Annotated in this window: 22 protein-coding genes and 1 other RNA gene; 12 read left to right on the top strand and 11 right to left on the bottom strand. The window is 69.4% G+C overall.

Annotated features, from left to right (window positions below; all coding sequences use genetic code 11):
• Positions 1 to 84 precede the first annotated feature (84 nt).
• From EYW49_RS08295 to EYW49_RS08280, 4 genes are all read right to left on the bottom strand, one after another.
• Positions 85 to 1491, bottom strand: coding sequence for an FAD-binding oxidoreductase (locus tag EYW49_RS08295; protein WP_131308121.1), 1407 nt, complete (start codon positions 1489 to 1491; stop codon positions 85 to 87).
• Between the two features lie 85 nt (positions 1492 to 1576).
• Entirely contained in the window at positions 1577 to 2635 is a 1059-nt protein-coding gene (locus EYW49_RS08290) for an AbrB family transcriptional regulator (protein WP_131308118.1), read from the bottom strand.
• 348 nt (positions 2636 to 2983) lie between these two features.
• A complete protein-coding gene (locus tag EYW49_RS08285; protein WP_131308116.1) occupies positions 2984 to 4933 on the bottom strand; it encodes a methyl-accepting chemotaxis protein in 1950 nt (649 codons plus the stop codon).
• Positions 4934 to 5431: 498 nt separating this feature from the next.
• Positions 5432 to 7408 (bottom strand): methyl-accepting chemotaxis protein, encoded by a 1977-nt coding sequence (locus tag EYW49_RS08280; RefSeq protein ID WP_131308114.1) that lies wholly within the window; start codon positions 7406 to 7408, stop codon positions 5432 to 5434.
• A 695-nt stretch (positions 7409 to 8103) separates the two neighbouring features.
• Here EYW49_RS08280 and EYW49_RS08275 point away from each other — a divergent pair.
• Together EYW49_RS08275 and EYW49_RS08270 are read left to right on the top strand one after the other, a co-directional pair.
• On the top strand, positions 8104 to 10602 hold the full coding sequence (locus EYW49_RS08275) for an ATP-dependent helicase (protein WP_131308112.1): 2499 nt from the start codon (positions 8104 to 8106) through the stop codon (positions 10600 to 10602).
• Between the two features lie 14 nt (positions 10603 to 10616).
• The gene (locus tag EYW49_RS08270) at positions 10617 to 11852 is read left to right on the top strand and encodes a hypothetical protein (RefSeq protein WP_131308110.1); all 1236 of its coding nucleotides are present in this window, start codon (positions 10617 to 10619) and stop codon (positions 11850 to 11852) included.
• Positions 11853 to 11874: 22 nt separating this feature from the next.
• On the opposite strand, the gene EYW49_RS08265 is transcribed toward EYW49_RS08270, so the two are convergent.
• The 5 genes from EYW49_RS08265 to EYW49_RS08245 form a co-directional block, all read right to left on the bottom strand.
• Positions 11875 to 12078, bottom strand: coding sequence for a ribbon-helix-helix domain-containing protein (locus tag EYW49_RS08265; RefSeq protein WP_131308107.1), 204 nt, complete (start codon positions 12076 to 12078; stop codon positions 11875 to 11877).
• Positions 12079 to 12098: 20 nt separating this feature from the next.
• Positions 12099 to 12296 (bottom strand): DUF4169 family protein, encoded by a 198-nt coding sequence (locus EYW49_RS08260; protein ID WP_131308105.1) that lies wholly within the window; start codon positions 12294 to 12296, stop codon positions 12099 to 12101.
• Positions 12297 to 12319: 23 nt separating this feature from the next.
• Positions 12320 to 12880, bottom strand: a complete 561-nt coding sequence (locus tag EYW49_RS08255; RefSeq protein ID WP_131308103.1) for an SspB family protein — start codon at positions 12878 to 12880, stop codon at positions 12320 to 12322.
• Positions 12881 to 13042: 162 nt separating this feature from the next.
• Positions 13043 to 13418: a transfer-messenger RNA gene (ssrA, locus tag EYW49_RS08250) on the bottom strand.
• 56 nt (positions 13419 to 13474) lie between these two features.
• On the bottom strand, positions 13475 to 13738 hold the full coding sequence (locus EYW49_RS08245; protein ID WP_131308101.1) for a hypothetical protein: 264 nt from the start codon (positions 13736 to 13738) through the stop codon (positions 13475 to 13477).
• Positions 13739 to 13914: 176 nt separating this feature from the next.
• On the opposite strand from EYW49_RS08245, the gene EYW49_RS08240 reads away from it, so the two are divergent.
• Positions 13915 to 14865: a LysR substrate-binding domain-containing protein gene (locus tag EYW49_RS08240; protein WP_131308099.1), complete on the top strand. Its 951-nt coding sequence runs from the start codon at positions 13915 to 13917 to the stop codon at positions 14863 to 14865.
• An 11-nt stretch (positions 14866 to 14876) separates the two neighbouring features.
• Here EYW49_RS08240 and EYW49_RS08235 read toward each other — a convergent pair whose 3' ends face one another.
• Positions 14877 to 15260 carry a VOC family protein gene (locus tag EYW49_RS08235; protein ID WP_131308097.1) on the bottom strand — a complete coding sequence of 128 codons (384 nt, stop codon included), beginning with the start codon at positions 15258 to 15260 and terminating at the stop codon, positions 14877 to 14879.
• A gap of 134 nt (positions 15261 to 15394) precedes the next feature.
• On the opposite strand from EYW49_RS08235, the gene EYW49_RS08230 reads away from it, so the two are divergent.
• From EYW49_RS08230 to EYW49_RS08200, 7 genes are all read left to right on the top strand, one after another.
• Entirely contained in the window at positions 15395 to 16189 is a 795-nt protein-coding gene (locus tag EYW49_RS08230) for a thymidylate synthase (RefSeq protein WP_131308095.1), read from the top strand.
• 13 nt (positions 16190 to 16202) lie between these two features.
• The gene (locus EYW49_RS08225) at positions 16203 to 16748 is read left to right on the top strand and encodes a GNAT family N-acetyltransferase (protein ID WP_131308093.1); all 546 of its coding nucleotides are present in this window, start codon (positions 16203 to 16205) and stop codon (positions 16746 to 16748) included.
• A complete protein-coding gene (locus EYW49_RS08220; RefSeq protein ID WP_131308091.1) occupies positions 16745 to 17263 on the top strand; it encodes a dihydrofolate reductase in 519 nt (172 codons plus the stop codon). Before EYW49_RS08225 ends, EYW49_RS08220 begins: the two co-directional genes overlap by 4 nt.
• A gap of 208 nt (positions 17264 to 17471) precedes the next feature.
• Positions 17472 to 18608 (top strand): FtsH protease activity modulator HflK, encoded by a 1137-nt coding sequence (gene hflK, locus EYW49_RS08215; protein WP_131308089.1) that lies wholly within the window; start codon positions 17472 to 17474, stop codon positions 18606 to 18608.
• Positions 18605 to 19558 (top strand): protease modulator HflC, encoded by a 954-nt coding sequence (gene hflC / locus EYW49_RS08210; RefSeq protein WP_131308087.1) that lies wholly within the window; start codon positions 18605 to 18607, stop codon positions 19556 to 19558. The genes hflK and hflC overlap by 4 nt, the downstream gene beginning before the upstream one ends.
• 4 nt (positions 19559 to 19562) lie before the next feature.
• The gene (locus EYW49_RS08205; protein ID WP_131308085.1) at positions 19563 to 19766 is read left to right on the top strand and encodes a DUF2065 domain-containing protein; all 204 of its coding nucleotides are present in this window, start codon (positions 19563 to 19565) and stop codon (positions 19764 to 19766) included.
• Between the two features lie 45 nt (positions 19767 to 19811).
• Positions 19812 to 21389 (top strand): DegQ family serine endoprotease, encoded by a 1578-nt coding sequence (locus EYW49_RS08200; protein WP_131308083.1) that lies wholly within the window; start codon positions 19812 to 19814, stop codon positions 21387 to 21389.
• Between the two features lie 189 nt (positions 21390 to 21578).
• Here the strand turns inward: EYW49_RS08200 and serB are convergent, their stop codons facing one another.
• Complete coding sequence (gene serB / locus EYW49_RS08195; RefSeq protein WP_228259541.1) at positions 21579 to 22490, bottom strand: phosphoserine phosphatase SerB; 912 nt, start codon at positions 22488 to 22490, stop codon at positions 21579 to 21581.
• Between the two features lie 97 nt (positions 22491 to 22587).
• Between serB and miaA the strand changes: the two genes are divergently transcribed.
• Both miaA and EYW49_RS08185 read left to right on the top strand, forming a co-directional pair.
• Positions 22588 to 23502 (top strand): tRNA (adenosine(37)-N6)-dimethylallyltransferase MiaA, encoded by a 915-nt coding sequence (gene miaA / locus EYW49_RS08190; RefSeq protein WP_228259540.1) that lies wholly within the window; start codon positions 22588 to 22590, stop codon positions 23500 to 23502.
• A gap of 249 nt (positions 23503 to 23751) precedes the next feature.
• Positions 23752 to 25512 (top strand): acetolactate synthase 3 large subunit, encoded by a 1761-nt coding sequence (locus tag EYW49_RS08185; protein WP_131308078.1) that lies wholly within the window; start codon positions 23752 to 23754, stop codon positions 25510 to 25512.
• Positions 25513 to 25548 lie beyond the last annotated feature (36 nt).

The following is a 25548-nucleotide window of genomic DNA, read 5'->3' as shown; positions in this document are numbered from 1 at the left end:
ATGCCGCAGGAATTCGAGCCTTCGGTCAATTCGCCGCGCCGATCGCGACGGTACCGTGACGCATTGCCGCCGCCGCGGGTTCCGTCACGGCGCGACGATCTTGCCGGGATTGAACAGGCCCTGCGGATCGAGCGCCCGTTTGATCGCCGCCATCGTCGCCATCGCCGCGTCGCCGTGTTCGGCGGCGAGATATTTCATCTTGCCTTGGCCGACCCCGTGTTCGCCCGAGGCGGTGCCCTCCATCGCCAGCGCCCGCTCGACCACCCGCCCGACGAAGGCCTTGACCTTGGCCACTTCGGCGGCGTCGGCGGGGTCGAACAGCGGCAGGACGTGGAAATTGCCGTCGCCGACGTGACCGACGATCGGGCCGATCAGGCCGGTCGCTTCGAGGTCGGCCTTGGTCTCGGCGATGCAGGCGGCGAGCCGCGAGATCGGCACGCAGACGTCGGTGGAGAACGAGGTGCAGCCGGGCCGCAGTGCCAACCCGGCCCAATAGGCGTCGTGGCGCGCCGTCCACAGGCGGGTGCGCTCCTCGGCCCTGGTGGTCCAGGTGAAGGGCCCGCCGCCGAGGTCCTCGGCGATCTCGCCGAAGCGCGCCGCCTGTTCGGCGACCCCCGCCTCGGTGCCGTGGAACTCGACCAGCAGCAGCGGCGTCTCGGGCAGGGTCAGCTTGGAATAGGCGTTGCAGGCGCGCACCTGCACCTCGTCGAGCAACTCGATGCGCGCCACCGGGATTCCCGACTGGATGGTCAGGATCACCGCCTCCGCCGCCGCGGCGACACTGGCGAAGGGGCAGATGCCGGCCGAGATCGCCTCGGGAAGGCCGTGCAGGCGCAGCGTCAGCTCGGTGATGATCCCGAGCGTGCCCTCGGAGCCGACGTAGAGCCGGGTCAGGTCGTAGCCGGTCGAGGACTTGCGGGCGCGGCGCGAGGTCGTCACCACCTCGCCGCGGGCATCGACCACCCGAAGTGCCAGGACGTTGTCCTTCATCGTGCCGTAGCGCACCGCGTTGGTGCCCGAGGCGCGGGTCGCGGCCATGCCGCCCAGCGTCGCATCGGCGCCTGGATCGATCGGGAAGAACAGGCCGGTGTCCCGCAACTGGTCGTTCAGGGTCTTGCGGCGGATACCCGGCTGGACCACCACGTCGAGGTCCTCGGCATGGACCGCGACGATCTGGTCGAGAGCGGAGAGATCGATCGAGATGCCGCCGGAGGGGGCGTTGAGGTGGCCCTCGAGCGAGGTGCCGGCGCCGAAGGGGATGATCGGTGCTCCGTGATCGGCGCAGATCCGCACCGCGTCGCGGACCTCGTCCTCGGACCGCACGAACACCACCGCGTCGGGCGGCTGATTGGCGAGCCAGGTCAGGGTATGGCCGTGCTGCTCCCGCATCGACGGCGCGGTCGACAGCCGTTCGCCGAACCGTTGGGCGAGGATACCGATCGCCGTGGCGATGCCTGCGTCGTTGCGGTGCTGCGTCGTGCCTTCGCCCATGTCGCCCTCTCGTCGCGCGTCGGACCGGTCCGACGGGCGGCGACCCTAGCAGAGGTCGGCCGGGCGAAGCGAGGTCACCCTCGGCTCAGGCGCGGCCGATGTGGGCCGCCACCCAGCGCGACAGGCTCGGGCCGATCAAGATCAGCACGAAGAAGCGCACCGCCTGCATGGCCATCACGAAGCCGACGTCGACCGGGGTCGATGCGGCGATGATCGCCACCGTGTCGAGCCCGCCGGGGCTGGTGGCGAGATAGGCGGTGAGCGGGTCGATGCCGAGGAAGTGCACCAGAACCACCGACAGCCCGCCGCAGAACACCATCAGCACGACGATCGAGGCGACGATCCACGGCAGGGCGTGCCAGGCATGGCCGAGGGCGGCGCGGGTGAAGCCGAGGCCGATGGTCCAGCCGAGCATCGCATAGGCGAGAATCAGCAGGCTCGGCGGCAGTTCGAAATTGGCCATCCCGGTGCCGTGGAGGATCGCCGTGCCGAACATCGGCGCCAGCATCGCCCCCGAGGGAACGCGCGACAGGATGCCGAGCGCGCCGCAGCCGCCGACCACCGCGACGGTGGTCGCCAGCAGCGGCCAATGGGGCAGGGGGAACAGCACGAAGGGGGTGCGCGCCATGTCGCCGATCCAGATCGCCGCCACCACCGAGGCCGCCGAGGCGACGAACAGCACCCGCAGATACTGCATGAAGGCGACGAGGCGGGCGTCGGCGCCGTTGGCCTCCGCCAGGATCACCATCGCCGAGGCCGCGCCGGGCGACGACCCCCACACGCCGGTGGTGCCGGGCACGATGCCGCCGCGCGACAGGCCCCAGCCCGACAGGCTCGACACCGCCACCACGGCGCCGACCGTGGCGAGCAGCAGCGGCCATTCCGAGGTGAAGGTGTGGATGATCGCCGGGGTCAGGACGGCGCCGATCATGCCGCCGATGACGCATTGCGCCATCAGATAGGCGATTCGCGGCACGCGCAGCTCGAAGCCCGAGAGACGTACGACGAGCCCGGAGATCAGCGGCCCGAGCATGAAGGCGGCCGGCAGGTGGGCTTCCTCGAGCAGCGTCGCGACCAGCGCCGACAACCCGACCAACCCCGCCCACTGCAATGCCGCTCGGCCCGGCCCGCGGGATTCGCTCATGCCGCCCCCCTCGACGGTCGGCGCGGCGAAGGCCGGCCCGTGCTCGCGCGATCAATCACGGGGGGTCGGAAGGGTCAAGCCGGAGTCGGCGGATCCTGCTCTGCGGTCGCTGCAGGCGCCGGCCGACACGCTCATCAGACGTCCGATGAATCTGCATCGAAACGGCACGATTTCGAATCTCGGGCACAATATCGACACAATCACTTACTACTTTGGTCGCATCGCCCTTCGGGGTGATGGCCCTCTTTGGGCGTTTCCTCCCTAAGACTTGGACCGCTGGCAAACCCAGCGGTCTTTTTTTGGAATTTCGCCGGTTCGGGGCCGGCGGACGGCGCCGCCGGCCGGTTTTCAGGCCGCCCGCACGTCGGACAGGAAGCGGCCGACCGCGCTGCGCAGGGTCTCCGCCTGATGCGTCAGGTCGCGGGCCGACGACAGCACCTGGGCGGATGCGGCGCTGGAGCCGGCGGTCGCCGCGCTGACCCCCTCGATGTTGACCGAGACATCCGAGGCGCCGCGCGCCGCCTGGGAGAGATTGGTGGCGATCTCCCGGGTCGCCGCGCTCTGTTCCTCCACCGCCGCGGCGATGGTTCCGGCGATGGCGTTCATCGTCTCGATGGTGCGGCCGATCCCGGCGATCGCCGCCGCCGCCTCGCCGGTCGAGGTCTGGATCGCCTCGACCTGGGTGCCGATCTGCGCCGTCGCCTTGGCGGTCTGGTCGGCCAGCCCCTTGACCTCGGCGGCCACCACCGCGAAGCCGCGCCCGGCGTCACCGGCCCGCGCCGCCTCGATCGTCGCATTGAGGGCGAGCAGATTGGTCTTGCCGGCGATCTCGGCGATCAATTGGACGATCGAGCCGATGCGTTCGGCGGCACCCGACAGGCCGTGGACGCGGGTCGTCGCCTCCGAGGCTTCGGTCATCGCCTGACCGGCGATCGACGCCGACGTCTCGACCTGACGGCCGACCTCGCGCACCGTGGTGGCGAGTTCCTCGGTCGAGGCCGCGACGCTCTGGACGTTGGCGGTCGCCTCTTCCGAAGCTCCGGCCACGGCGATCGATTGGGCCGAGGCCGCATCGGCGGACCCGGCCAGCGTCTGCGCCGCCGTTTCGAGCTGGCTCGCGGCCTCCGAGACCGTCGCCACCACCCCGCCGACCTGGCGTTCGAAGGTATCGGCGAGTTCCATCATGACGCGACGCCGTTCGGCCGCGGCGCGGCTGACCTCGCCCGCCCGTTCCGCCTCGAGGCGCCGGCGTTCGCGGGCGTTGTCGCGGAACACCGCCACCGCCTTGGCCATGTGGCCGATCTCGTTGGTCTTGTCGCCGCCCGGCACGACCACGTCGAGGTCGCCGCCGGCGAGCCGGTCCATCGCCCCGGTCATGGCGCCGATCGGTCCGGCGATCGCCCGGCCGATCATCAGCGACAGCCCGGCGAGCAGGACGGCGACCGCGCCAAAGACGATCAGCATCAGGCGCTCGGTCGCGGCCGTCCGCGCGGCGGCTTCGGCCTTGGCCACCTCGGCTTGGCGGGCGACGCTCTTCTCGGCGGCGTCGATCACCGGCAGCAACTCGCCGTGCACCTGCATCATCGACTTTTCCGCGGCGGCGATCGCCCGGTCGCCGTCGACCCAGGCGAGGAAGCCGGCCTCGTAGGTGGTCGCGGCCCGCTCGATGCCGGCCCGCACCGTCGCCGGCATGTCCAGCGTCGCCGTCAGGCTGCGGAACGCCTTCGCCCGCGCCTTGAAGTCGTCGACGTACTTGCCGTCGTGGCGCAGCATGTAATCCTTCTCCTGCCGCCGCATCTGCAGCAGCAGCGCTTCGGCGCGCGGATCGTCGAGGCCGGCGGCCGCCGCTTCGATGTCGTGGGCGTTGCGCCGCAGCTCGCCTTCGAGGCCGGAATCGGGATCGAGGCCGAGCCGGGTGCGCGCTGCGACCAACTGATCGAAGGTCGCGTAATAGGCCTTCACCCCGGCGGCGATCGTGGCGATCGCCGGTGCGAGATCGCGGCGACGGCCGCTGCCGACGTCGGCTTCCATCCCGGCGAGGCTGGCGGCCACCCGCTGGCGGATCTCGACGTGCCGGCGGACCTGGCTCGCGTCCAGTTGCGCCAGGAAGGTCTTCTCCGCCAGCCGCATCTGCGACAGGTCGATCTCCAGGGTCTGCATGTGGTCGGCGAAATCGACCGCCGCATCCAATTCGGCGAGCATCAGGTCCTGCTGTCGCCGTCCGTCGACATGGACCGCGCCGATCACCACTAGACTGACCAGCGCCACGCCGACGATCGTCGCGACCTGAATCCGCAATCCGAGATTTGAAAATCTAATGCGCTTATTGGAGGCCCCCTACCGTAGCGTTCATTTCTACAGAATTGGGCGTTAAATCTTCCTGATTTGCGTAAGCAAAACTGTCTGATAGTCCGTATGTCTCGAAATTAAACGAGGTTGACGTTGGTCGTCGTGCCGTGACAAGCGAAATACTTTCCGCGATGTCGAACGGGCGTCGCGCGATGTCGCTGAGGGAAAGGACGGCACGGTCGGTATGGGCCGTGGGTTCCATCGAGACTTCGACCGAATGGGCGGCGCCCTGGAGCGTAGACCGCGGGAATTCGCGCTGCGCGAAACGTCCAAGGGGACGGTTTGCGGCGGGTGGCGACGGTCGGGCTCGGTCGACGACGCGGAAAGTCGTCGCGCCTCACGCGACGACGGTGCTGCGGAACGGCGACCGCCGGCGATCGTCCGTCGGCGTCTCGGTTCGCCCCGGCCGCGGGGGCGATGCGCGCGGCGACCCGCCGGGCGCGGCGGTCAGGCCGCCCGGACGTCGGCGAGGAAGGTCCCGACCGCGCCGCGCAGCGCTTCGGACTGGCGCCCCAGATCCTGCGCCGCGGCCAGGACTTGGGCCGCCCCGGCGCTGGACGACGCCGAGGCATCGCTGACGCCGGCGATGTTGGAAGAGACTTCCGAGGCGCCGCGCGCCGCCTGGGCTACATTGCGGGCGATCTCCTGGGTCGCCGCGCCCTGTTCCTCGACCGCCGCGGCGATGGTGCCGGCGATGGTGTTCATCGTCTCGATGGTCCGTCCGATCCCGCCGATCGCCGTCGCCGCTTCGCCGGTCGAAGCCTGGATCGCGTCGACCTGGGTGCCGATCTGCGCCGTCGCCTTGGCGGTCTGATCGGCCAGCCCCTTGACCTCGGCGGCCACCACCGCGAAGCCGCGCCCGGCTTCGCCGGCCCGCGCCGCCTCGATCGTCGCATTGAGCGCCAGCAGATTGGTCTTGCCGGCGATCTCGGCGATCAGCTGGACGATCGAGCCGATCCGTTCGGCCGCGCCGGACAGGCCGTGGACGCGGGTGGTCGCTTCGGTCGCCTCGGTCATCGCCCGGCCGGCGATCGACGCCGAGCGCTCGACCTGACGGCCGACCTCGCGCACCGTGGTGGCGAGTTCTTCGGTCGAGGCCGCGACGCTCTGGACGTTGGCGCTCGCCTCTTCCGACGCGCTCGCCACCGCCGTCGACTGGGTCGAGGCCTCTTCGGCCGAGGCCGACAGGCTCTGTGCCGCGGTCTCGAGTTCGGTCGCCGCCGACGACACCATCGACACCACGCCGCCGACCTGCCGTTCGAAGGCGTCGGCGAGGTCCATCATCGCGCGCCGCCGTTCCGCCGCCACCCGCGCCGCCTCGCCGGCCTGGGCCGCCTCCAGCCGCCGCTGTTCGCGGGCGTTGTCGCGGAAGATCTCGACCGCCCGCGCCATGCGACCGATCTCGTTGGTCTTCTCGCGCCCGGCCACCGCCACCTCGAGATCGCCGTCGGCGAGCCGCGTCATGACCTCGGTCATGGTGCCGATCGGCTTGGAGATCGCCCGCCCGATCGCGGCGGACGCGACCACCAGGGCCGCGACGATCGCCGCGAAGGTCCACAGGAGGCTGCGATCGGTCGCCGCGGTGGTCGCGTCGGCGTCGGCCTTGGCCGCGGCGGCGATCGCCTGGACGGTCTTCTCGACGTCGTCGATCACCGGTTCCATGGCGCGATGGGTCTGTTGCATCGCCTTTTCGGCGACCGCCATCTCGTGATCGCCGTCGATCCAGGCGAGGACGCTGCGGCGGTAGAGGTCGACCGCCTGGGTGATCGCGGTGCGGGTCGCCAAGGGCGCATCGACCGCCATCAGGCGCGCCTCGAAGGCCTTGGCCTGGGAGGCGAAGAGCTCGACGATCTTCGGGTCGTGCCGCAGCATGTAGTCCTTCTCGGAGCGGCGCATCTGCAGCAGCTGCACCTTCAGGGCGAGGTCGTCGAAGCTCTCGAGTTGCGCCTCGACCTCGTGTGCGGCCTTGCGCAGGCTCCCCTCCAGCCCGGCGTTGGGATCGAGCCCGAGGCGCCCGCGCGCCGCCACGAGGGTCTCGAAGGCGGTGCCGTAGGCCTTCACGCCCTTGACGATGGTCTCGACCTTGGGGGCCACCACCGCATGGCGGCCGTTGCCGAGTTCGCGCACCAGACCGGCCAGATTCTCCTCGGCCCGGGCCCGGATCGTCGCATTCTCCCGCGCATAGGCAGCATCGGAGCGGATGATGAAGTTCTTCTCGGCCCGGCGCATCTGGAGGAGGTCGATCTCCAGGGTCTGCGCCCGGGCATCGAGCGCCGACGCCACCGCGGCCTCGCCGAGGCTCGCCGTCTGGCGCGACCGGCCGTCGAGGTAGACCGCCCCGACGACCCCGAGACCGGCCAGCACGACCAGGACGATGGCGCCGACCTGCAGGCGCAGGCTGAGATTCGAGAATGACGACACCATGTCGAGGGCTCCAGTTTCAGACTTCAGGAGACATCAACATGGTTAACGCAGACTTAACGACCTAAGATTCCGCCGAACAAGACTTTCGTTTCATGATGGATCATTGTTCGTATACATTGCGATTTCATCAAGTCTCATGCCACCGATTGACGCGTCGTCGCTCTGCGGGGGGACGAATTGCCGGCCACCGGCCAAGCATTTCCCGCCGAGTGGGTCGAACTTTTTCATACACGCCGAAGTAGATTTTTGGCCGCAGGTTGGCGTCGCGCCGCGGTGGCAGGCGGGCGCGTCGGCGGGGGCGACCGCGCGCCGAACGACCGGCCCCCCGCGGTTTCGGCGGAATCCGCCGCTGAAACGCATGTTCTTGCGGGCCGGCACAATTTGGCCACAATCGACTACTACTAAAGTCTCATCACCCCTCGGGGTGGTGGCCCTCCTTGGGCGTTTCCTCCCTAAGACTTGGACCGCTGGCACGCCCAGCGGTCTTTTTTTGTCCAATCGAGGGGCGGTGCGCCGCCCCGGCCGCCGTCGACAGGCGAGGGGAGGGCGCACCGGCCCGTGGCCCTCGCGATCGCCCGCGCGCCGCCTCTGCCGCAATGTGGCGCCATCCCTGATATAGTCGGGGGTGAACGAAGGGAGAATCAGCCGGGCGGCCGTCCGGTGTCGATCCCCTGCCAATCCGAGCCCCCGCCGCGATGACCGATGCCTTCGATCCGGACGACGCCCCACTCTCGCGCCGGCCGAACGACCCCGCCCCGCTCGCCCCGCACCGCCCGGGCGGCATCGCGGCGCGCGCCGCCGCGGCCGGCTCGCCGGTCGAGGCCGAGCGCGACTATCTCGCCGGGCTCAATCCGGAACAGGCGCGGGCGATCGTCACCACCGAAGGGCCGGTCCTGGTGCTGGCCGGCGCCGGTACCGGCAAGACCCGGGTACTGACCACCCGCATCGCCCATATCCTCGCCACCGGACGCGCCCGGCCGGGCGAGATCCTCGCCGTCACCTTCACCAACAAGGCGGCGCGCGAGATGAAGGAGCGGATCGGCCGGCTGGTCGGGTCGGCGGTCGAGGGCATGCCGTGGCTGGGCACTTTCCACGCCATCGGCACCCGCATCCTGCGCCGCCACGCCGAACTGGTCGGCCTGCGCTCCGACTTCACCATTCTCGACATGGACGACCAGCTGCGGCTGATCAAACAGGTCATCCAGGCCGAAGGCATCGACGAGAAGCGCTGGCCCGCTCGCCAGTTCGCGAGCTTCCTCGACGGCTGGAAGAACAAGGGCCTGACCCCCGATCAGGTGCCGCCGCTCGAGGCCCGCGCCTTCGGCGGCGGCAAGGGCGGCGATCTCTACCGCGCCTATCAGAACCGTCTGGTGACGCTCAACGCCTGCGACTTCGGCGACCTGCTGCTGCATGTCGTCAAGATCTGGCGCGACCGCCCCGACGTGCTCGCCGACTGGCAGCGCCGCTTCCGCTACATCCTGGTCGACGAGTATCAGGACACCAACGTCGCGCAGTATCTGTGGCTGCGCCTGCTCGCCGTCGGCACCCGCAACGTCTGCTGCGTCGGCGACGACGACCAGTCGATCTACGGCTGGCGCGGCGCCGAGGTCGACAACATCCTGCGCTTCGAGCACGATTTCCCCGGCGCCGCGGTGATCCGTCTGGAGCGCAACTACCGCTCGACCACCCACATCCTCGCCTCCGCCTCGCACCTGATCGCCCACAACGAGGGGCGGCTGGGCAAGACGCTGTTCACCGAGCGCGACGACCCCGACGCCGCCAAGGTGGTGGTGGCCAATGCCTGGGATTCGGAGGAAGAGGCCCGCTCGATCGGCGACGAGATCGAGGCGCTGCAGCGGCAGGGCCACCGCCTCGACGAGATCGCCATCCTGGTGCGCGCCTCGTTCCAGATGCGCGAGTTCGAAGACCGTTTCGTCACCCTCGGTCTGCCCTATCGGGTGATCGGCGGCCCGCGCTTCTACGAGCGCGCCGAGATCCGCGATGCGCTGGCCTATTTCCGGGTGACCTGCCAGGTCGCCGACGACCTCGCCTTCGAGCGCATCGTCAACACCCCGAAGCGGGGGCTCGGCGACGCCACCCTCCAGCAGATCCACGCCTTCTCGCGCCTCCAGGGCGTGCCGATGCTCGCCGCCGCCGGCCGCATGGTCGAGACCGAGGAACTGAAGCCCAAGGCCCGCGGCGCGCTCAAGACCCTGGTACAGAACTTCGCGCGCTGGCGCGACCAGCTCGACGCGATGTCGCACACCGAACTCGCCGGGATCATCCTCGACGAGTCCGGCTACACCGAGATGTGGCAGAACGACAAATCGGCCGATGCCCCGGGGCGGCTGGAGAACCTCAAGGAACTGCTGCGCTCGATGGAGGCCTACGACAGCCTGCCGGCGTTCCTCGAACACGTCTCCCTGGTGATGGACACCGAGGCCGACGCCAGCCTCGATGCGGTCAATCTGATGACGCTGCACGCGGCAAAAGGTCTGGAGTTCGACAGCGTGTTCCTGCCCGGCTGGGAAGAGGGGCTGTTCCCCCACCAGCGCTCGCTCGACGAAGGCGGCCGCGCCGGCCTCGAGGAGGAGCGCCGCCTCGCCTATGTCGGCCTGACCCGAGCCAAGAAGCGCGTCACCCTGTGGTTCGCCACCAACCGCCGCATCCACGGCACCTGGCAGTCGTCGATCCCCTCGCGCTTCCTCGACGAACTGCCCGAGCCCCATGTCGAGATCCGCCAGAGCGGGTCGAGCTACGGCGGCTACGGGCGATCGCGCTTCGATCAGGCCGAACCCTTCGGGTCGACCTATGCGACGCCCGGTTGGAAGCGCGCCCAATCGCAGAAGGACGGACGCCTCGGCGGCTCCGGCTTCGGCGGCGACACCCCCGGCCGCGGCTCCGGTTTCGACGATTCGGCCCGCCCGCGGTTTGCCGACGATCGGTTGGAGCGGGCGCCGACGCGCGACCGTTGGGGCAATCCGCTGCACGATCGCCGCGCCAAGGTGATCGAGGGCACGCTGATCGCCAAGAGCCACGCCACCGCCGAGCCCAAGTTCGTGGTCGGCGACCGGATCTTCCATCAGAAGTTCGGCAACGGAACGGTCGCCGAGGTCGACGGCGAGAAACTGTCGATCGACTTCGATCGGGCGGGGCGCAAACGCGTCGTCGACGCCTTCGTCACCCCGATCTGAGGCGAGGGCGCGCGATGGTCGCCGATCGATCGCCGGCGTCCGCGCCCTTCGATCCCGCCGCGATGGTGCTGCCGGTGTGGGCGGCGCTGTTCACGGTCCATCTGCTGGCCGGGGCTTGGCGGTTGCCGATCGGCAATCTCTTCGACGAGATCCAGCACTATTCCTTCGCCGTGGCGCTGGCCGAGCATCCGACCCTGTTCCCGCTCTATGGCAGCTACCGGGTGCTGGCGCCCGATCTCGTCACGTGGACGACCGCGACCAACCATCTCGCCCACCCGCCGCTCTATCACCTGCTGATGACGCCGCTGACCCGCGCCTTCCCGCGAGATCCGCTGCCGCTGCGCCTCGTCGACGTCGCCCTGGTGATCGGCGGGCTGACGCTGACCGCCCGGACGCTCGCCGCCCGGCTCGTCGGCGGCGAGGCCAAGGTCCTGCTGGTGATCCTGGTCTTCGGCCTGTCGGAGACCACCAAGATGGGCGCTCTGGTCAACAACGACGATCTGCTGGTCGCCGAAGTCGGGCTGCTGCTGTGGGCCTGGGCGGGGTCGCGACGCCGGCCGCTGCTCGCGGGTCTGGTGCTGGCGGCGATCGGCTGGACCAAGCTCAACGGCTTCGTCGCGGCCGGCACTTTCCTTGCCGTCGCCCATCTCTTCGAGGTCCGGCGCGGTGACGCGCCCTTCTTCGGTCGCACCGGGGCGTGGCTCGTCGCCGGCGCGGTGCTCGGCGCGGTGCCGACCGCCGCGGTGTGGTTGCAGTTCGGCACGCCGGTGTGGCTGCCCGATCCGTTTCCCGACTGGTTCCTGCGCGCCGACGACGCCACCCGGGCGGCGATCACGCCCGGGATTTACGCGGCCTGGTTCTTCCACGAGCTCGGCGCCCGTTTCCCCTTCGTCCAACACCGCCTCGACGTGCTGCCGCTGCTCGGTCTCCTCGCCGTGTCGGCGCTCGCGGCGCTGCCCGGCGGGCGTGGGGCGGACGACGGGACCCGTGACCTCGCGCGCGCCGGGGTGATCGCCACCGCGGTGGTGCTGGCGTTGGTGGGCCTACACGGCTGGTCGAACTTCCGGGCCGCCGGAATCCTGTCGGAGGCCCAGCCGCGCTATTTTCTAGGGGTCTGGCCGGTCTTCGCCTTCGCCGTGGTGATCGGCCTCGATCGCCTGCCGGCGCCGTTCGCAAAGGGCGCGCGTCGGGGCCTGATCGTCGTCCTGGCGTTCGTCTCGACGCCGCTGTTCGCCCTGTGGGGCGGCTGACGGCGACGCGCCGACCGATGCGTCAGCGTTCGGGGGCGGTGAGGATCGCGACGCGGATCGCCGAGGCGAGGTTGCGGGTGGGGGCGCGGGCGCCGTCGATCTCGGCGACCAGAGTGGCCAGCGTGCGGCCGCGGGCCGCGGCGATGCGTTCGAGAACCTGCCAATATTCCGGCTCGAGGGCCACCGAGGTGCGGTGGCCGGCGATCGTCATGGAGCGCTTTTCCATCGGGAGTCTCCCGCGGCGGATCAGGCGGACGGATCGTCGCCGGCGTCGTCGCGGCGGTGGCCGTCGAGGCGGCGGGCGGCATCTGCGGATTCACGCTCGGCCGTGTCGCGCTCGGCGCGGGTACGGCCGAAGCGGACGCGATTCTCCTCGGCGGTGCGACGCTCGGCGGCGCGGTCGCGCGCCTTGCGGGCCTTGGCGAGGCTCAGAATCTCGACCATCGCGGCCTCCGGCGAGCGCGTCCTCAGGGCTTCTTGCGGAACTTGTCGAGCGACAACACCGTCGCGGTCGCCGGCACGTCCGGTACGGCTTCGGCGACCGGCTCGGCGGCGGCGGCGGGCGTCGGTGCCGGTGGTGCGGCGGCGATCGACGGAATGGTCGAGGCCTCGACCGGCACCAGACGCGGGCCCTCGGGTTCGGCCGCCGGCGCCTCGGCGACGGCGTCCTCGTGCAGCACCTCGAACTGCAGGCCGAATTCGACCGACGGATCGACGAAGCCCTTCACCGCGGCGAAGGGCACGTGCAGCTTCTCGGGGATTCCGGAGAAGGACAGGCCGACCTCGAACCAGGATTCGTTGACCACCAGCTCCCAATACTGGTGCTGCAGAATGATCGTCATCTCGCTCGGGTAGCGTTGCCGGAGACGACCCGACAGGCGCACGCCGGGGTGGCCGGTGTCGAAGGAGATGTAGAAATGGTGATCGCCGGGCAGGCCGGTCTTGGCGATTTCGCCGATCACCTTGCGGACGACGCCGCGCAAGGCTTCCTGCACCAGAACGTCGTAGCGGATGAGATCCTGAGTCATGCGTCTCGAACTCGATGAGGAAGCCACCGGACGGCGGCCGGGGGTCGGGCACGATCCACGATCTCGGCCCCACCGAAAGGCTCGGATGAGTCCGCGACCATCGTCGCTCCGTTTCGGCCCGCCGGGTCGAAGGAGACCGCAGGCGCGCCTCACGGACGAGAAAGTGGAGGCTTCTGTTGCCGGGTGCCTCCGAACCCCGCCTGATCGCTGCTACACGTCAGGACTTGTAACCGGAGTCAGAAACCGCTCACGCGGCCACTGCAACCGGAGCATAGTTGTCGTTGGCAACTATAGTTTGACCCGATAACGGCGGTATCATGCCGGGCAAAAGATCGGTTTTTAGACCCTCGTCGATCCTAGTTCGCCCCCGCCGGAACCCACCGCCGCCGATCCGTCCTGGGACCGTCCGATGGGCTCGGGTGGAGGCGCCGGGTACTGCCCCCGGGTCCGAAAGGCGTATTACACCGCTCGTTTATCGCCATAGCCGTCTTGCGACGGCACTCCCAATATAGGTGAGCCGTCGCGGCGGGGAAAGGGCCTGACGAAAAAGACCCGCGGCGTGACCGCTCCGCCGCACCGCCGTCCCCACTTCGGTCACAGTCGCCGCCAGCGGTCCTCGCCGGCCGGCCAGCCGCGCCCCGCCGCCGCGAAGGGATCGGACGCGACCGGCAGATCGGCCGGCGACAGGCCGAGATCGGCGAGGCGGCGAGGATCGTGGCCGTCGAGTCGGTCCGGTCGGCGACCGCCGGCGGCGGTGACGTCGCGCCACAGGCGGACCAGCGCCCGGCCCAGCCGATCGCCGTAGGAGAGGGCGAAGTCGTCGCCGCGGAGGGCGATCTCGAGAGCGGCATCGCGCATGGCACGACTCCTCGTTCGGTGCGGCCGAGGCGCGCGCCGGGGAACAGGGGGGCTGGGGGAAGCCGGAAATCGTCCGGCCGACGTTCGGACGATCGCATCGGGTGATTGATCAATCAAACGAAAAGGACTAATCATTCTCGTCAGAAATATTGACCACAAGGCGAGGGGACGTCGTCATGAACGAGATCGTGCAGGACATCGAGAGACCGGTGGCCGAAGTCGCACCGAGCGGAGCGCCGATGCTCGAGATCGATCTCCTGAAGACCCTGGTGGCGGTCCAGCGCACCGGCTCGTTCACCCGCGCGGCGCAGGCGGTGTTCCGCACGCCGTCGGCGGTGTCGATGCAGATGAAGCGGCTCGAAGAGATCGTCGGGCGGCCGATCTTCGCCAAGGACGGCCGCAACGTCGCCTTCACCGAGGCCGGCGACGACCTGCTCGGCTACGCCCGGCGGATCCTGCGGCTGAACGACGAGGTGCTGGCGCGCTTCCGCTGCGCCGACACCGCCGGCATGGTGCGGCTCGGCACGCCCGACGACTATGCGACGCGCTTCCTGCCGCCGATCCTGGCGCGATTCGCGGCCAGTCACCCCCATGTCCAGGTCGACGTCGACTGCCGGCCCAGCACCGAACTGGCCGGGCGGCTCGAAGCGGGGCTGGTGGACATCGTCCTGATCAGTTCGGGGCTCGGTTGTCCGATCCCGATCACCGGGACGGTGGTCCATCGCGAGCGGCTGGTGTGGGCGGGGGCGCGGTGGGGCGAGGCGCATCTGAAGCGGCCGCTGCCGCTCGCCGTCTCCGGCACCACCTGTTCCTGGCGGTCGAAGGCGATGGAGACGCTCGACAATGCCGGCATCCCCTACCGGGTGGCCTATTCGAGCCAGCACTACGTGGGCCAGGTCGCGGCGGTGCTCGCCGATCTCGCGGTGGCGCCGATCCCGCGCAGCGTCATCGAGGGCGAGATCGTGCCGATCGACGACCACCTGCTGCCGCCCATCGGATCCTACGAAATTCAGATGATCCGGGCCTCGCGAGCCACCGGCCCGGCGGTCGAGGCGCTGATGGGCCACATCATCCAGAGCTTCCAGGCGGAGTTGGCGGCGGGCGGCGTCCGGGTCGCGGCGGAATGAGGCGGATGCGCTCAGGCGGTGATCTCGATCAATGCGCCTTCGGGCGAACGGATCACCGCCTCATAGAAGCCGTCGCCGGTGGTGCGCGGCGGCGAGACCAGACAGCCTTCGAGCGCCAGACGCTCGGCGAGATCGCGCACCGCCGGTTCGGAGCCGAGCGTGATCGCGACATGGGCCCAACCGACCTGCTCTTCGGTCGGCGCCGGTCCGGCGAGCCAGGGGCCGGTCATCAGTTCGATCGCCGGTCCGTCGGCGAACCGGACGAAGCGCGAGCGGAATCCGGGACGGCGGCGGCTCTCGTAGACGTCGCCGACCTCGGCGCCGAACCAGTCGGCCCAGAAGCGGGCGGAAGCGTCGAGATCGGGTGTCCACAGGGCGACGTGGGCGATGGCCATGGGCGGGTCCTCGGTTCCGGCAGCGGTGGCCGGGCAGGTGGCGATGCGACGCCCGGGTGCTTGCCGGACGGGTCGCGAGGCTTCAAGTGTCGAAGGTCGCCCGAGCGGCGATTCGAGGTTCGAGGTGGGGTCCGATGAAACAGTATCTCGACCTGATGCGCCGTGTCCTCGCCGAGGGCGCCGTCAAGACCGACCGCACCGGCACCGGCACCCGCTCGGTGTTCGGCCATCAGATGCGTTTCGATCTCGCCGACGGGTTTCCGCTGGTGACCACCAAGAAGCTGCATCTGAAGTCGATCGTCCACGAACTGCTGTGGTTCCTCAAGGGCGACACCAACATCGCCTATCTGAAGGCCAACGGCGTGTCGATCTGGGACGAGTGGGCCGACGAAGCCGGCGATCTCGGTCCGGTCTACGGCCACCAGTGGCGGTCGTGGCCGACCCCGGACGGCGGCACCATCGACCAGATCGCCTGGGTCGAGGCGGAGATCCGGCGCAATCCCGACAGCCGGCGGCTGATCGTCTCGGCCTGGAACCCGGCCGACATCCCGAAGATGAAGCTGCCGCCCTGCCACGCGCTGTTCCAGTTCTACGTCGCCGACGGGCGGCTGTCGTGCCAGCTCTATCAGCGTTCCGCCGACGTGTTCCTCGGCGTGCCGTTCAACATCGCTTCTTACGCGCTCCTGACGATGATGATGGCGCAGGTGACCGGGTTGGAGCCCGGCGACTTCGTCCATGTGCTCGGCGACACCCATCTCTATCTGAACCATCTGGAGCAGACCGAGCTGCAGCTGGCCCGCACGCCGCGGCCGCTGCCGCGGATGCGGCTCGATCCGAGCGTCACGCGGCTTTCCGATTTCCGCTTCGAGCACTTCACGCTGATCGACTACGATCCGCATCCCCACATCAAGGCACCGGTTGCGGTGTGAGCGAGGCCCCGACATGACCGTGACCATCCGTTCCGCCCGGCCGGGGGAAGCCGGCCTGATCCTGAATTTCGTCCAGAAACTCTCGGCCTACGAGAAGCTCGACCACGAGTTGGTCGCCACCGAGGCGATGCTCGACGACGCGCTGTTCTGCGACAACCCGCGGGTGTTCTGCGAATTCGCCGAACTCGACGGCGTGCCGGTCGGTTTCGCCATGTGGTTCTACAATTTCTCGACCTTCCGCGGTCGCCACGGCATCTACCTCGAGGACCTGTTCGTCGAGCCGGAGCACCAGGGCCACGGCATCGGCAAGGCGCTGCTGCGCCATCTCGCCAAGCGCTGCGTCGACGAGGGCCTCGGGCGCTTCGAATGGTGGGTGCTCGATTGGAACGAACCATCGATCGCCTTCTACAAGTCGCTCGGCTCGATCTCGATGGACGAATGGACGGTGTTCCGGGTCACCGACGCGGCGCTGGTCGAACTCGCCGAGGGACGGCGCGGCAACGAGGCGGTGTCGCTCGGGCTCTCCGACTTCGAGGACGGCGAGGGGAGGGGCGAATGAGCGCGCCGGAGATCTTCTTCGTGGTCGCCGCCGCCACCAACCGGGTGATCGGCCGCGACGGGAAGCTGCCCTGGCACCTGTCGTCGGACCTCAAGCACTTCAAGGAACTGACCTTCGGCCTGCCGATGGTGATGGGGCGGCGCACCCATGCCTCGATCGGCCGGCCGCTGCCGGGACGCACGACCATCGTGGTGTCGCGCGATCCGGATCTGGTGCTCGACGGGGTCGAGATCGCGGATTCGCTGGATGCGGCCTTCGCGATCGGCCGTCGCGTGGCCGAGGCGAGCGGGGCGGGCGCGATCGCGGTGGTCGGCGGCGGCGAGATCTATGCCGCGGCGCTGCCCTTCGCCACCCGCATCGAACTGACCGAAGTGGCGCTCGAACCCTATCCGCGCGGGGCGGCGCTGTTCCCCGTCCTCGACCCGGCCGAGTGGCGGGAGACGGCGCGGGTGGCGGGGGTGCGGACCGAGCGCGACGAGGCCGACTTCGCCTTCGTCACACTGCGACGCCGGTGAACATCGCGTGATCTTCACGATTTCCGCGTTCTTGCGACGTTCGCGGGCGGGGAAGTCGTGTCGCTCCGTTGAAACCGACCCGGCGGATACCTATAACCCTTCCCGAGCTTCGGCGCCGCCGACCGCGACGACCGACGGGGGATGTGTATCCGCCGGCGGACGATGCGGGGCGAGGACCGCCCGAGGACGATCCGGCAGAGGAAGCGACATGCCCTGGAGCAACCAGAACGGTGGTGGTGGATGGAAGGGCGGCGGGCCCTGGGGTCAACCACCACGCGGCCCCTCCGGTGGCAATCAGCCGCCGGATCTCGAGGAACTGCTGCGGCGCAGCCAGGAGAAGCTGCGGGACTGGCTGCCGGGTGGCGGTGGGTCGGGCGGCGGTCTCGGTGGCTTCGGCGTCAAGGGCGTGGCGCTCGCCGCGGTGGCGGCGGTGGCCCTGTGGGCGGCGACCGGCTTCTATCGGGTCGAGCCCGACGAGCTCGGGGTCGAGTTGATCCTCGGACGGGTGACCGCCCAGACCACGCCGGGCCTGAACTACAACGTTCCGGCGCCGTTCGGTCAGGTGTTCACGCCGAAGGTCCTGGCGGTCCGCGAGATCTCGGTCGGCCAGCGCGACTGGGACACGGTCCGCAACATCCCCGGCAAGGATCTCCCCGACGAGAGCCTGATGCTGACCGGCGACGAGAACATGATCGACGTCTCGTTCAAGGTGCAGTGGAACGTCAAGGACGCCCGCGCCTTCCTGTTCAACATCCAGAACCCGGAAGCCACGGTCAAGGCGATCGCCGAGAGCGCGATGCGCGAGATCGTCGGCAAGAACTCGATCGAGCTGATCCTCACCGAGAACCAGCGCCGCATCGAGACCGACGTGAAGAATCTGATGCAGCACACCCTCGACGCCTACAAGTCGGGCGTCGAGATCCGGCTCGTGAACATGCACAAGGTCAATCCGCCGGTGCAGGTCATCGACTCGTTCCGCGACGTCCAGGCGGCGCGCATCGACGCCGAACGGTTGTCGAACGAAGCGCAGACCTACGCCAACCGGATCGTCCCGGAAGCGCGCGGCCAGGCGGCGGCGGTGACCGCCCAGGCCCAGGCCTATCGCCAGCGCATCGTCGAAGAGGCGCGCGGCCAGGCCGATCGCTTCACCAAGGTCCTGACCGAATATCGGCAGGCGCCCGACGTGACGCGTGAACGCCTCTACATCGAGACCATGGAACGGGTCTTCGCCGGCATGGACAAGGTGATCGTCGACCAGGGCAAGGGCGAGGGGGCGATCCAGCCCTACCTGCCGCTCGATCAACTCACCCGCAAGGCGCAACCGCGCACCGGAGGCCAGCCATGAAGACCGGATTCTTCGGAATCGTCGGCATTCTCGTCGTCGTCGTGCTCATCGCGGCGGTGAGCTCGGCCTTCGTCGTGTCGCCCACCACCCAGGCCCTGGTGCTGCAGTTCGGCCAGGTGCGCCGCGCCGTGGTCACCCCCGGCCTCTACTTCAAGGTGCCGTTCATCCAGAACGTCGAGTACCTCGACAAGCGCATCCTCGACATCGACCTGGAACCGCAGGAACTGATCGCCTCGGACAAGAAGCGTCTCGTCGTCGATGCCTTCGCCCGTTACAAGATCGTCGATCCGGTCCAGTTCTATCAGGGTGTGCGCACCGTCCAGGGCGGCAACCTGCGCCTCAACACCTTCGTGTCGTCGGCGGTGCGTGCGGTTCTCGCCGACGCGTCGTTCTTCGCGGTGGTCCGGGACGATCGCGCCGGGCTGATGGAGAAGATCAAGGCCCAGGTCGATCTGGAAGCCAAGGGCATCGGCGTCGACGTCATCGACGTCAAGATCCGCCGGGCCGATCTGCCGCAGAAGAACTCGGAAGCGGTGTTCCAGCGGATGCAGACCGAGCGTCAGCGCGAAGCGACCGAGCTGCGCGCCAAGGGTTCGGAGGAGAGCCAGCGGATCAAGGCGCGGGCCGATGCCGACAAGGAGATCCTGCTCGCCGAGGCGTCGCGCGACGCCGAGCGGGTGCGCGGTTCGGGCGACGCCGACCGGATCAAGATCTTCGCCGAGGCCTACAACCGCGATCCGGAGTTCTTCCAGTTCTACCGGTCGATGCAGGCCTATGAAACGTCGATGAAGGGCTCCGACACCCGCCTGCTGATGTCGCCGCAATCCTCGGCCTTCCTGCGCTTCCTCACCGATTCCAAGGGTGGGGCGGTGATCACGCCGAAGACCGCGGCCCCGACGCTGCCGCCGACGGCGGGACCGCCGGCGGTCGTGCTCGCACCGGCGCCGTGACGCCATGACGCTCGGTCCGGGAACTCGCGACCTGATCGTCGCCGTCGGTCTGGTGCTGGCGATCGAAGGGGCGGTCTATGCGGCCGCCCCGGGTCCGATGAAGCGCCTGTTGGCGCAGATGCGGATGCTGCCGGACAACGCCTTCCGGATCGGTGGCCTCGTGGCCCTGGTGGCCGGCGTGGCGATCGTCTGGGCGGCGCGCGGCTGAGACGAGGAGCGGCGGCGACATGTGGCGCCGCCGATCCGCCGAACCATGGCTGCCTTCGGGACGGCGAAGGTTCCCGGGCCTCGCCCGGTCCCGCCGTTCCGGTGTCTTCCCCGTGCTGAAAGGACGTCGCTCGTGACCCAGATCTTCCTTCCCTTCGGATCTTCGTCGCCGTGGGCGCGGAGCCTGCGCGGTGTGGCGGTGGCGGCGCTGGTCGCCGTCGTCGCGGCTCCGGTCGCCTGGGCCGGGGCCCCGACCGCCGCCGGCCCGGCTTCGGTCGCCGACCTCGCCGAGACGCTGGTCGATGCGGTGGTCAACATCTCGACCACCCAGACCCTGCCGGCCGAGAAACAGATCCCGCTGCCAAAGGCCCCGGACGGCTCGCCGTTCCAGGAGTTCTTCGACGAGTTCTTCAAGAACCAGGGCCGCGGCGGCTCGGGTCCGCGCAAGGTCCAGTCGCTCGGTTCGGGCTTCGTGATCGATCCGAGCGGGCTGATCGTCACCAACAATCACGTCATCGATTCCGCCGACGAGATCATCGCCAACTTCCCCGATGGCACCAAGCTTAAGGCCGAGTTGGTCGGGCGCGACCAGAAGACCGATCTGGCGCTGCTCCGGGTCAAGCCGACCAAGACGCTGAAGGCGGTCAAGTTCGGCGACAGCGACAAGGCGCGGGTCGGCGACTGGGTGATGGCGATCGGCAATCCGTTCGGTTTCGGCGGCTCGGTGACGGTCGGCATCGTGTCGGCGCGCAACCGCGAGCTCAATGCCGGACCCTACGACAACTTCATCCAGACCGACGCGGCGATCAACAAGGGCAATTCCGGCGGCCCGCTGTTCGACATGTACGGCGACGTCATCGGCATCAACACGGCGATCGTGTCGCCGTCGGGCGGCTCGATCGGCATCGGCTTCGCGGTGCCGTCGAAGACCGCGGCGGCGGTGATCGACCAGTTGAAGCAGTTCGGCGAGACCCGTCGCGGCTGGCTCGGGGTGCGCATCCAGGGGGTCAGCGACGACATCGCCGAGAGCCTCGGCCTCAAGGAGCCCAAGGGGGCGCTGGTCGCTGGGGTCACCGAGAAGGGCCCGGCCGACGCCGCCGGCATCCAGGCGGGCGACGTGATCGTCAAGTTCGACGGCCGCGACGTGCCCAACGTGCGCGAGCTGCCGCGGATGGTCGCCGACACCTCGATCGCCAAGGACGTCGACGTCACGGTGCTGCGCAAGGGCAAGGAGATCACCGTCAAGGTGAAGCTCGGACGCCTGGAAGAGGGCGAGAAACAGGCCGCCGACAAGACCGGCAAGGGCCCGGCGGCGCCGCCCGAGATCAAGGTCGCGGGCCTCGGCCTCGCCGATCTCGACGGCACCACGCGGGCGCGCTTCAAGATCAAGGACGGCGTCGCCAAGGGCGTGGTGGTGACCGAGGTCGAGCCGAACTCGCCGGCCGCCGAGAAGCGCATCGTCGCCGGCGACGTGATCCTCGAGGTCGGTCAGGAGGAGGTCAAGTCGGTGGCCGACGTGACCACGCGCCTCGCCGCCGCCAAGAAGGACGGCCGCAAGCGGGCGCTGCTGCTGCTCGCCAACGCCGAAGGCGAAATGCGCTTCGTGACGCTGTCGGTGGAGTGAGCCGGCGGGCGGACGTTTCGAGCGGCGCCGGTGCGATCCGGCGCCGTTCGCGTTTCGGGGGCGGGGGGGCATCGAGCGGAGCGCGTTGCACCGCGTCTGGGCGCGGTCGAGTGTGCCCCGCGGCGGTTCCACGCCGACGCAGCCGGTGCAAGTCGCTTGCGCTCCATGCACCCTACGGGCGCGACGGGGTCATGGGGTGCCGACGAACTCGTCCCGCGCATACCCCTGGAGGTACAGCAGCGCCGTCAGGTCGCCGTGGTCGATGCGGGCGTGGGCTTCCGCCGCGACCTTGGGCTTGGCGTGAAAGGCCACGCCGAGGCCGGAGTCGCGGATCATCGCCAGATCGTTGGCACCGTCGCCGACCGCCAGCGTCCAGGCCAGCGGCACGCCCTTCGATGCCGACAACTCGTGCAGCGCCGCGCGCTTGGCGTCCTGGCCGACGATCGGCTCCAGCACCCGGCCGGCGAGGCGGCCGTCCTCTTCGACCAGGGTGTTGGAGCGATGCTCGTGGAAACCGATCGCCCGCGAGATCGGGCCGGTGAACACCGTGAAGCCGCCCGAGACCAGGGCGGTATAGGCGCCGGCGGCCTTCATGGTGGCGACCAGTTCGATCGCCCCGGGGGTGATGTGGATGCGGGTGGCGATGACCCTCTCGACGACGTTCGCCGGCAGTCCGGCGAGCAGACCGACGCGTTCGCGCAGGGCCGGCTCGAAGGCGATCTCGCCGCGCATGGCGCGTTCGGTGATCGCCGCGATGCGCGGCTTGAGGCCGAGTTCATCGGCGAGTTCGTCGATGCATTCCTGGCCGATCATGGTCGAATCCATGTCGGCGAGCAGCAGGCGCTTGCGTCGCGCCGCGACCGGCTGGACCACCACGTCGATCGGCGCGGAAAGCCGCGCGCGCAGGTCCTCGGCGATCACCCGCTCGGCGCCCGCTTCCGCGATGAATTCGAGATCGGCGGCGATGCCGTCCGCCAGGATCCGGGTCTCACCGGCGCCGAGCCGGGCGCGCGCCGCGGCGATCACGTTCGCATCGACGGCCGGGGCGGCGGGGCTCGAGATCAGGGTTGCAACATGGGTCATGATCGAGAACAAGCTCATGATCTGCCGCCGGGCGCGCGGCCGGCGCCGCACGGCGTGCGAGGAGAGAGGCGAGGGCCGACGGCCGATGACCACGGGCGGTGAAGGTGCGGGCGCGGTGCTTATCGCAGGACCGACGGCGAGCGGCAAGTCGGCACTGGCGGTGCGGCTGGCCGAACGCCTGGGCGGCGTGGTGGTCAATGCCGATTCGATGCAGGTCTACGCCGAACTGACGATTTTGACTGCGCGCCCGAGCGCGGCCGACGAGGCGCGGGTGCCCCACCGGCTCTACGGCCACGTGCCGGCGGCGCGGGCCCATTCGGTCGCCGAGTGGCTGGCCGACGTCGCGCCGGTGCTGGCGGAGTTGCGGGCGGCGGGGCGACCGGCGATCGTGGTCGGCGGCACCGGGCTCTATTTCGAGGCGCTGACCCGCGGTCTGGCGGAAGTTCCGGCGATCCCGGACGAAATCCGTGCCCATTGGCGGGCGCGGGCGGCAGCCGAAGGCGCGCCGGCGCTGCACGGCGAGCTCGCCCGGCGCGATCCGGTCGGCGCGGCGCGGCTGGAGCCGGGCGACAGCCAGCGCATCACCCGGGCGCTCGAGGTGATCGACGCCACCGGCCGGCCGCTCGCCGCCTGGCAGGCGGGGCCGCGGCCGGCGCCGCTGGTGCGGCCCGAGACGGCGCTGCGGCTGATCGTCGAGCCGGAACGGGCGGTGCTGCACGCCCGCATCGAAGCGCGGCTGCGGCAGATGATGGGGGAGGGGGCGATCGAGGAGGCGGCGCGCTTCGCCGCCCTCGGCCTCGACCCCGCCCTGCCGGCGACCCGGGCGATCGGGGTCTCTGCCCTGGCGCGGGTGGCGGCCGGCGAGATCGATGCGGCGCGCGGCCTCGAGTTGGCGATCTTCGAGACCCGCCAATACGCCAAACGCCAGTCGACCTGGCTGCGCGGACGGATGGGGGACTGGACGCGGGTGGATGCGGCCTTCGACCAAAGTCCGAGCCTCGCCGCGCTCGAGCGGGCGGGGAGGCCTTGACCCTTCGCGGCTCTGCGTCTACCGTCGCGCCGTAACGTTCGCTCAAGGAAACGCCGACCCATGTCGCGCACCACCGTCCTCGTAATTCTGCCGCGCGCCGCCGCTGGGAGCCCTTGAGGTTTCCGGTACGAGAGCGAGCGCGCGGATCCAGGCCCCCCATCGGGGCCTTTTTTATTGCCTGCGATACCGACCATCCCGAAGCCAGAAGCGAAGCCCCGCGGGGCCCAGACGAGACCGGAGAAGACCCCCATGTCACGGCAGATGACCGGAGCGGAAATGGTGATCACCGCCCTGCGCGATCAGGGTGTGGACGTCCTGTTCGGATATCCCGGCGGATCGGTGCTGCCGATCTACGACGAGATCTTCAAGCAGGAGAAGATCCGCCACGTCCTCGTCCGCCACGAGCAGGGCGCGGTCCATGCCGCGGAAGGCTACGCGCGCTCGACCGGCAAGGTCGGGGCGGTGCTGGTCACCTCCGGTCCGGGTGCCACCAACGCGGTCACCGGGCTCGCCGACGCGATGATGGATTCGATTCCGCTGGTCTGCATCACCGGTCAGGTGCCGACCCATCTGATCGGCAACGACGCCTTCCAGGAATGCGACACGGTCGGCATCACCCGGCCCTGCACCAAGCACAACTGGCTGGTCAAGCGCATCGAGGACCTGTCGCGGATCCTGCACGAGGCCTTCCATGTCGCCCGCTCGGGCCGGCCCGGCCCGGTGGTGGTCGACATCCCGAAGGACGTCCAGTTTGCGGTCGGCACCTACGTCGGACCGAAGAACATCCAGCACAAGACCTATCGGCCGAAGATCAAGGGCGATCTCGAGGCGATCCGCCACGCCGTGACGATGATGGGCAAGGCCCACCGGCCGGTGTTCTACACCGGCGGCGGCGTCATCAACTCCGGGCCGATCGCCAGCCAGTTGCTGCGCGAACTGGTCCGGACCACCGGCTTCCCGATCACCTCGACGTTGATGGGGCTCGGCGCCTATCCGGCCAACGACGACATGTTCCTGGGCATGCTCGGCATGCACGGCACGCTCGAAGCCAACATGGCGATGCACGACGCCGACCTGATCGTCTGCGTCGGCGCGCGCTTCGACGACCGCATCACCGGGCGGCTCGACGCCTTCGCGCCGCACGCCAAGAAGATCCACATCGACATCGATCCCTCGTCGATCAACAAGATCATCAAGGTCGACTGCCCGATCGTCGGCGACGTCGCCCATGTCCTCGAGGACATGTTGCGGCTGTGGAAGTCGACCCAGCCGGAGGTCGACAAGAAGGCGCTGAAGGCGTGGTGGGGCAAGATCGAGGCGTGGCGGGCGCGCAAGTGCCTCGCCTATCGCGCCTCGGACACGGTGATCAAGCCGCAATATGCGATCCAGCGCCTCTACGAGGCGACCCGCGGCCGCGACACCTACATCACCACCGAGGTCGGCCAGCACCAGATGTGGGCGGCGCAGTTCTTCCGCTTCGACGAGCCCAACCGCTGGATGACCTCCGGCGGGCTCGGCACCATGGGCTACGGCATCCCGGCGGCGGTCGGGGTGCAGATGGCCCATCCGAAGTCGCTGGTGGTCGACATCGCCGGCGAGGCCTCGGTGATGATGACCATGCAGGAGATCTCGACGGCGGTGCAGTACCGGCTGCCGATCAAGATCTTCATCCTCAACAACCACTACATGGGCATGGTCCGGCAGTGGCAGGAGCTGCTGCACGGCGGGCGCTATTCGGAGAGCTATTCGGAGGCGCTGCCGGACTTCGTCAAGCTCGCCGACGCCTTCGGCGGGGTCGGCATCCGCTGCGAGAAGCCGAATGATCTCGACGCGGCGATCGCCGAGATGATCGCGGTCGACAAGCCGGTGATCTTCGACTGCATCGTCGATCCGGCGGAGAACTGCTTCCCGATGATCCCGTCGGGCAAGGCGCACAACGAGATGCTGTTCGGCGAGGCGGTCGAGGACATCGGCTCGGTGATCGACGAGAAGGGCAAGATGCTGGTGTGAGCGGGCGCGACGGGGGGCGCCGCGCGGCGCTCCTCG

The organism is Siculibacillus lacustris (assembly GCF_004328075.1).
Lineage (GTDB): Bacteria > Pseudomonadota > Alphaproteobacteria > Rhizobiales > Ancalomicrobiaceae > Siculibacillus > Siculibacillus lacustris.
The sequence above is the reverse complement of the archived record's forward strand: the minus strand, read 5'-3'. Positions and strand labels throughout refer to the sequence as shown.

Excerpts from the sequence above, each read along its gene's own strand:
- EYW49_RS08225 (WP_131308093.1), top strand. The coding sequence starts at position 16,203 with ATGACCGTGACCATCCGTTCCGCCCGGCCGGGGGAAGCCGGCCTGATC.
- EYW49_RS08205 (WP_131308085.1), top strand. The coding sequence starts at position 19,563 with ATGACGCTCGGTCCGGGAACTCGCGACCTGATCGTCGCCGTCGGTCTG.
- EYW49_RS08290 (WP_131308118.1), bottom strand. The coding sequence starts at position 2,635 with ATGAGCGAATCCCGCGGGCCGGGCCGAGCGGCATTGCAGTGGGCGGGG.
- hflC (WP_131308087.1), top strand. The coding sequence starts at position 18,605 with ATGAAGACCGGATTCTTCGGAATCGTCGGCATTCTCGTCGTCGTCGTG.
- EYW49_RS08255 (WP_131308103.1), bottom strand. The coding sequence starts at position 12,880 with ATGACTCAGGATCTCATCCGCTACGACGTTCTGGTGCAGGAAGCCTTG.
- serB (WP_228259541.1), bottom strand. The coding sequence starts at position 22,490 with ATGAGCTTGTTCTCGATCATGACCCATGTTGCAACCCTGATCTCGAGC.
- EYW49_RS08275 (WP_131308112.1), top strand. The coding sequence starts at position 8,104 with ATGACCGATGCCTTCGATCCGGACGACGCCCCACTCTCGCGCCGGCCG.
- EYW49_RS08230 (WP_131308095.1), top strand. The coding sequence starts at position 15,395 with ATGAAACAGTATCTCGACCTGATGCGCCGTGTCCTCGCCGAGGGCGCC.
- EYW49_RS08265 (WP_131308107.1), bottom strand. The coding sequence starts at position 12,078 with ATGGAAAAGCGCTCCATGACGATCGCCGGCCACCGCACCTCGGTGGCC.
- EYW49_RS08200 (WP_131308083.1), top strand. The coding sequence starts at position 19,812 with ATGGCTGCCTTCGGGACGGCGAAGGTTCCCGGGCCTCGCCCGGTCCCG.
- EYW49_RS08260 (WP_131308105.1), bottom strand. The coding sequence starts at position 12,296 with ATGGTCGAGATTCTGAGCCTCGCCAAGGCCCGCAAGGCGCGCGACCGC.
- EYW49_RS08185 (WP_131308078.1), top strand. The coding sequence starts at position 23,752 with ATGTCACGGCAGATGACCGGAGCGGAAATGGTGATCACCGCCCTGCGC.
- EYW49_RS08235 (WP_131308097.1), bottom strand. The coding sequence starts at position 15,260 with ATGGCCATCGCCCACGTCGCCCTGTGGACACCCGATCTCGACGCTTCC.
- EYW49_RS08295 (WP_131308121.1), bottom strand. The coding sequence starts at position 1,491 with ATGGGCGAAGGCACGACGCAGCACCGCAACGACGCAGGCATCGCCACG.
- EYW49_RS08270 (WP_131308110.1), top strand. The coding sequence starts at position 10,617 with ATGGTCGCCGATCGATCGCCGGCGTCCGCGCCCTTCGATCCCGCCGCG.
- hflK (WP_131308089.1), top strand. The coding sequence starts at position 17,472 with ATGCCCTGGAGCAACCAGAACGGTGGTGGTGGATGGAAGGGCGGCGGG.
- EYW49_RS08220 (WP_131308091.1), top strand. The coding sequence starts at position 16,745 with ATGAGCGCGCCGGAGATCTTCTTCGTGGTCGCCGCCGCCACCAACCGG.
- EYW49_RS08245 (WP_131308101.1), bottom strand. The coding sequence starts at position 13,738 with ATGCGCGATGCCGCTCTCGAGATCGCCCTCCGCGGCGACGACTTCGCC.
- EYW49_RS08280 (WP_131308114.1), bottom strand. The coding sequence starts at position 7,408 with ATGGTGTCGTCATTCTCGAATCTCAGCCTGCGCCTGCAGGTCGGCGCC.
- EYW49_RS08240 (WP_131308099.1), top strand. The coding sequence starts at position 13,915 with ATGAACGAGATCGTGCAGGACATCGAGAGACCGGTGGCCGAAGTCGCA.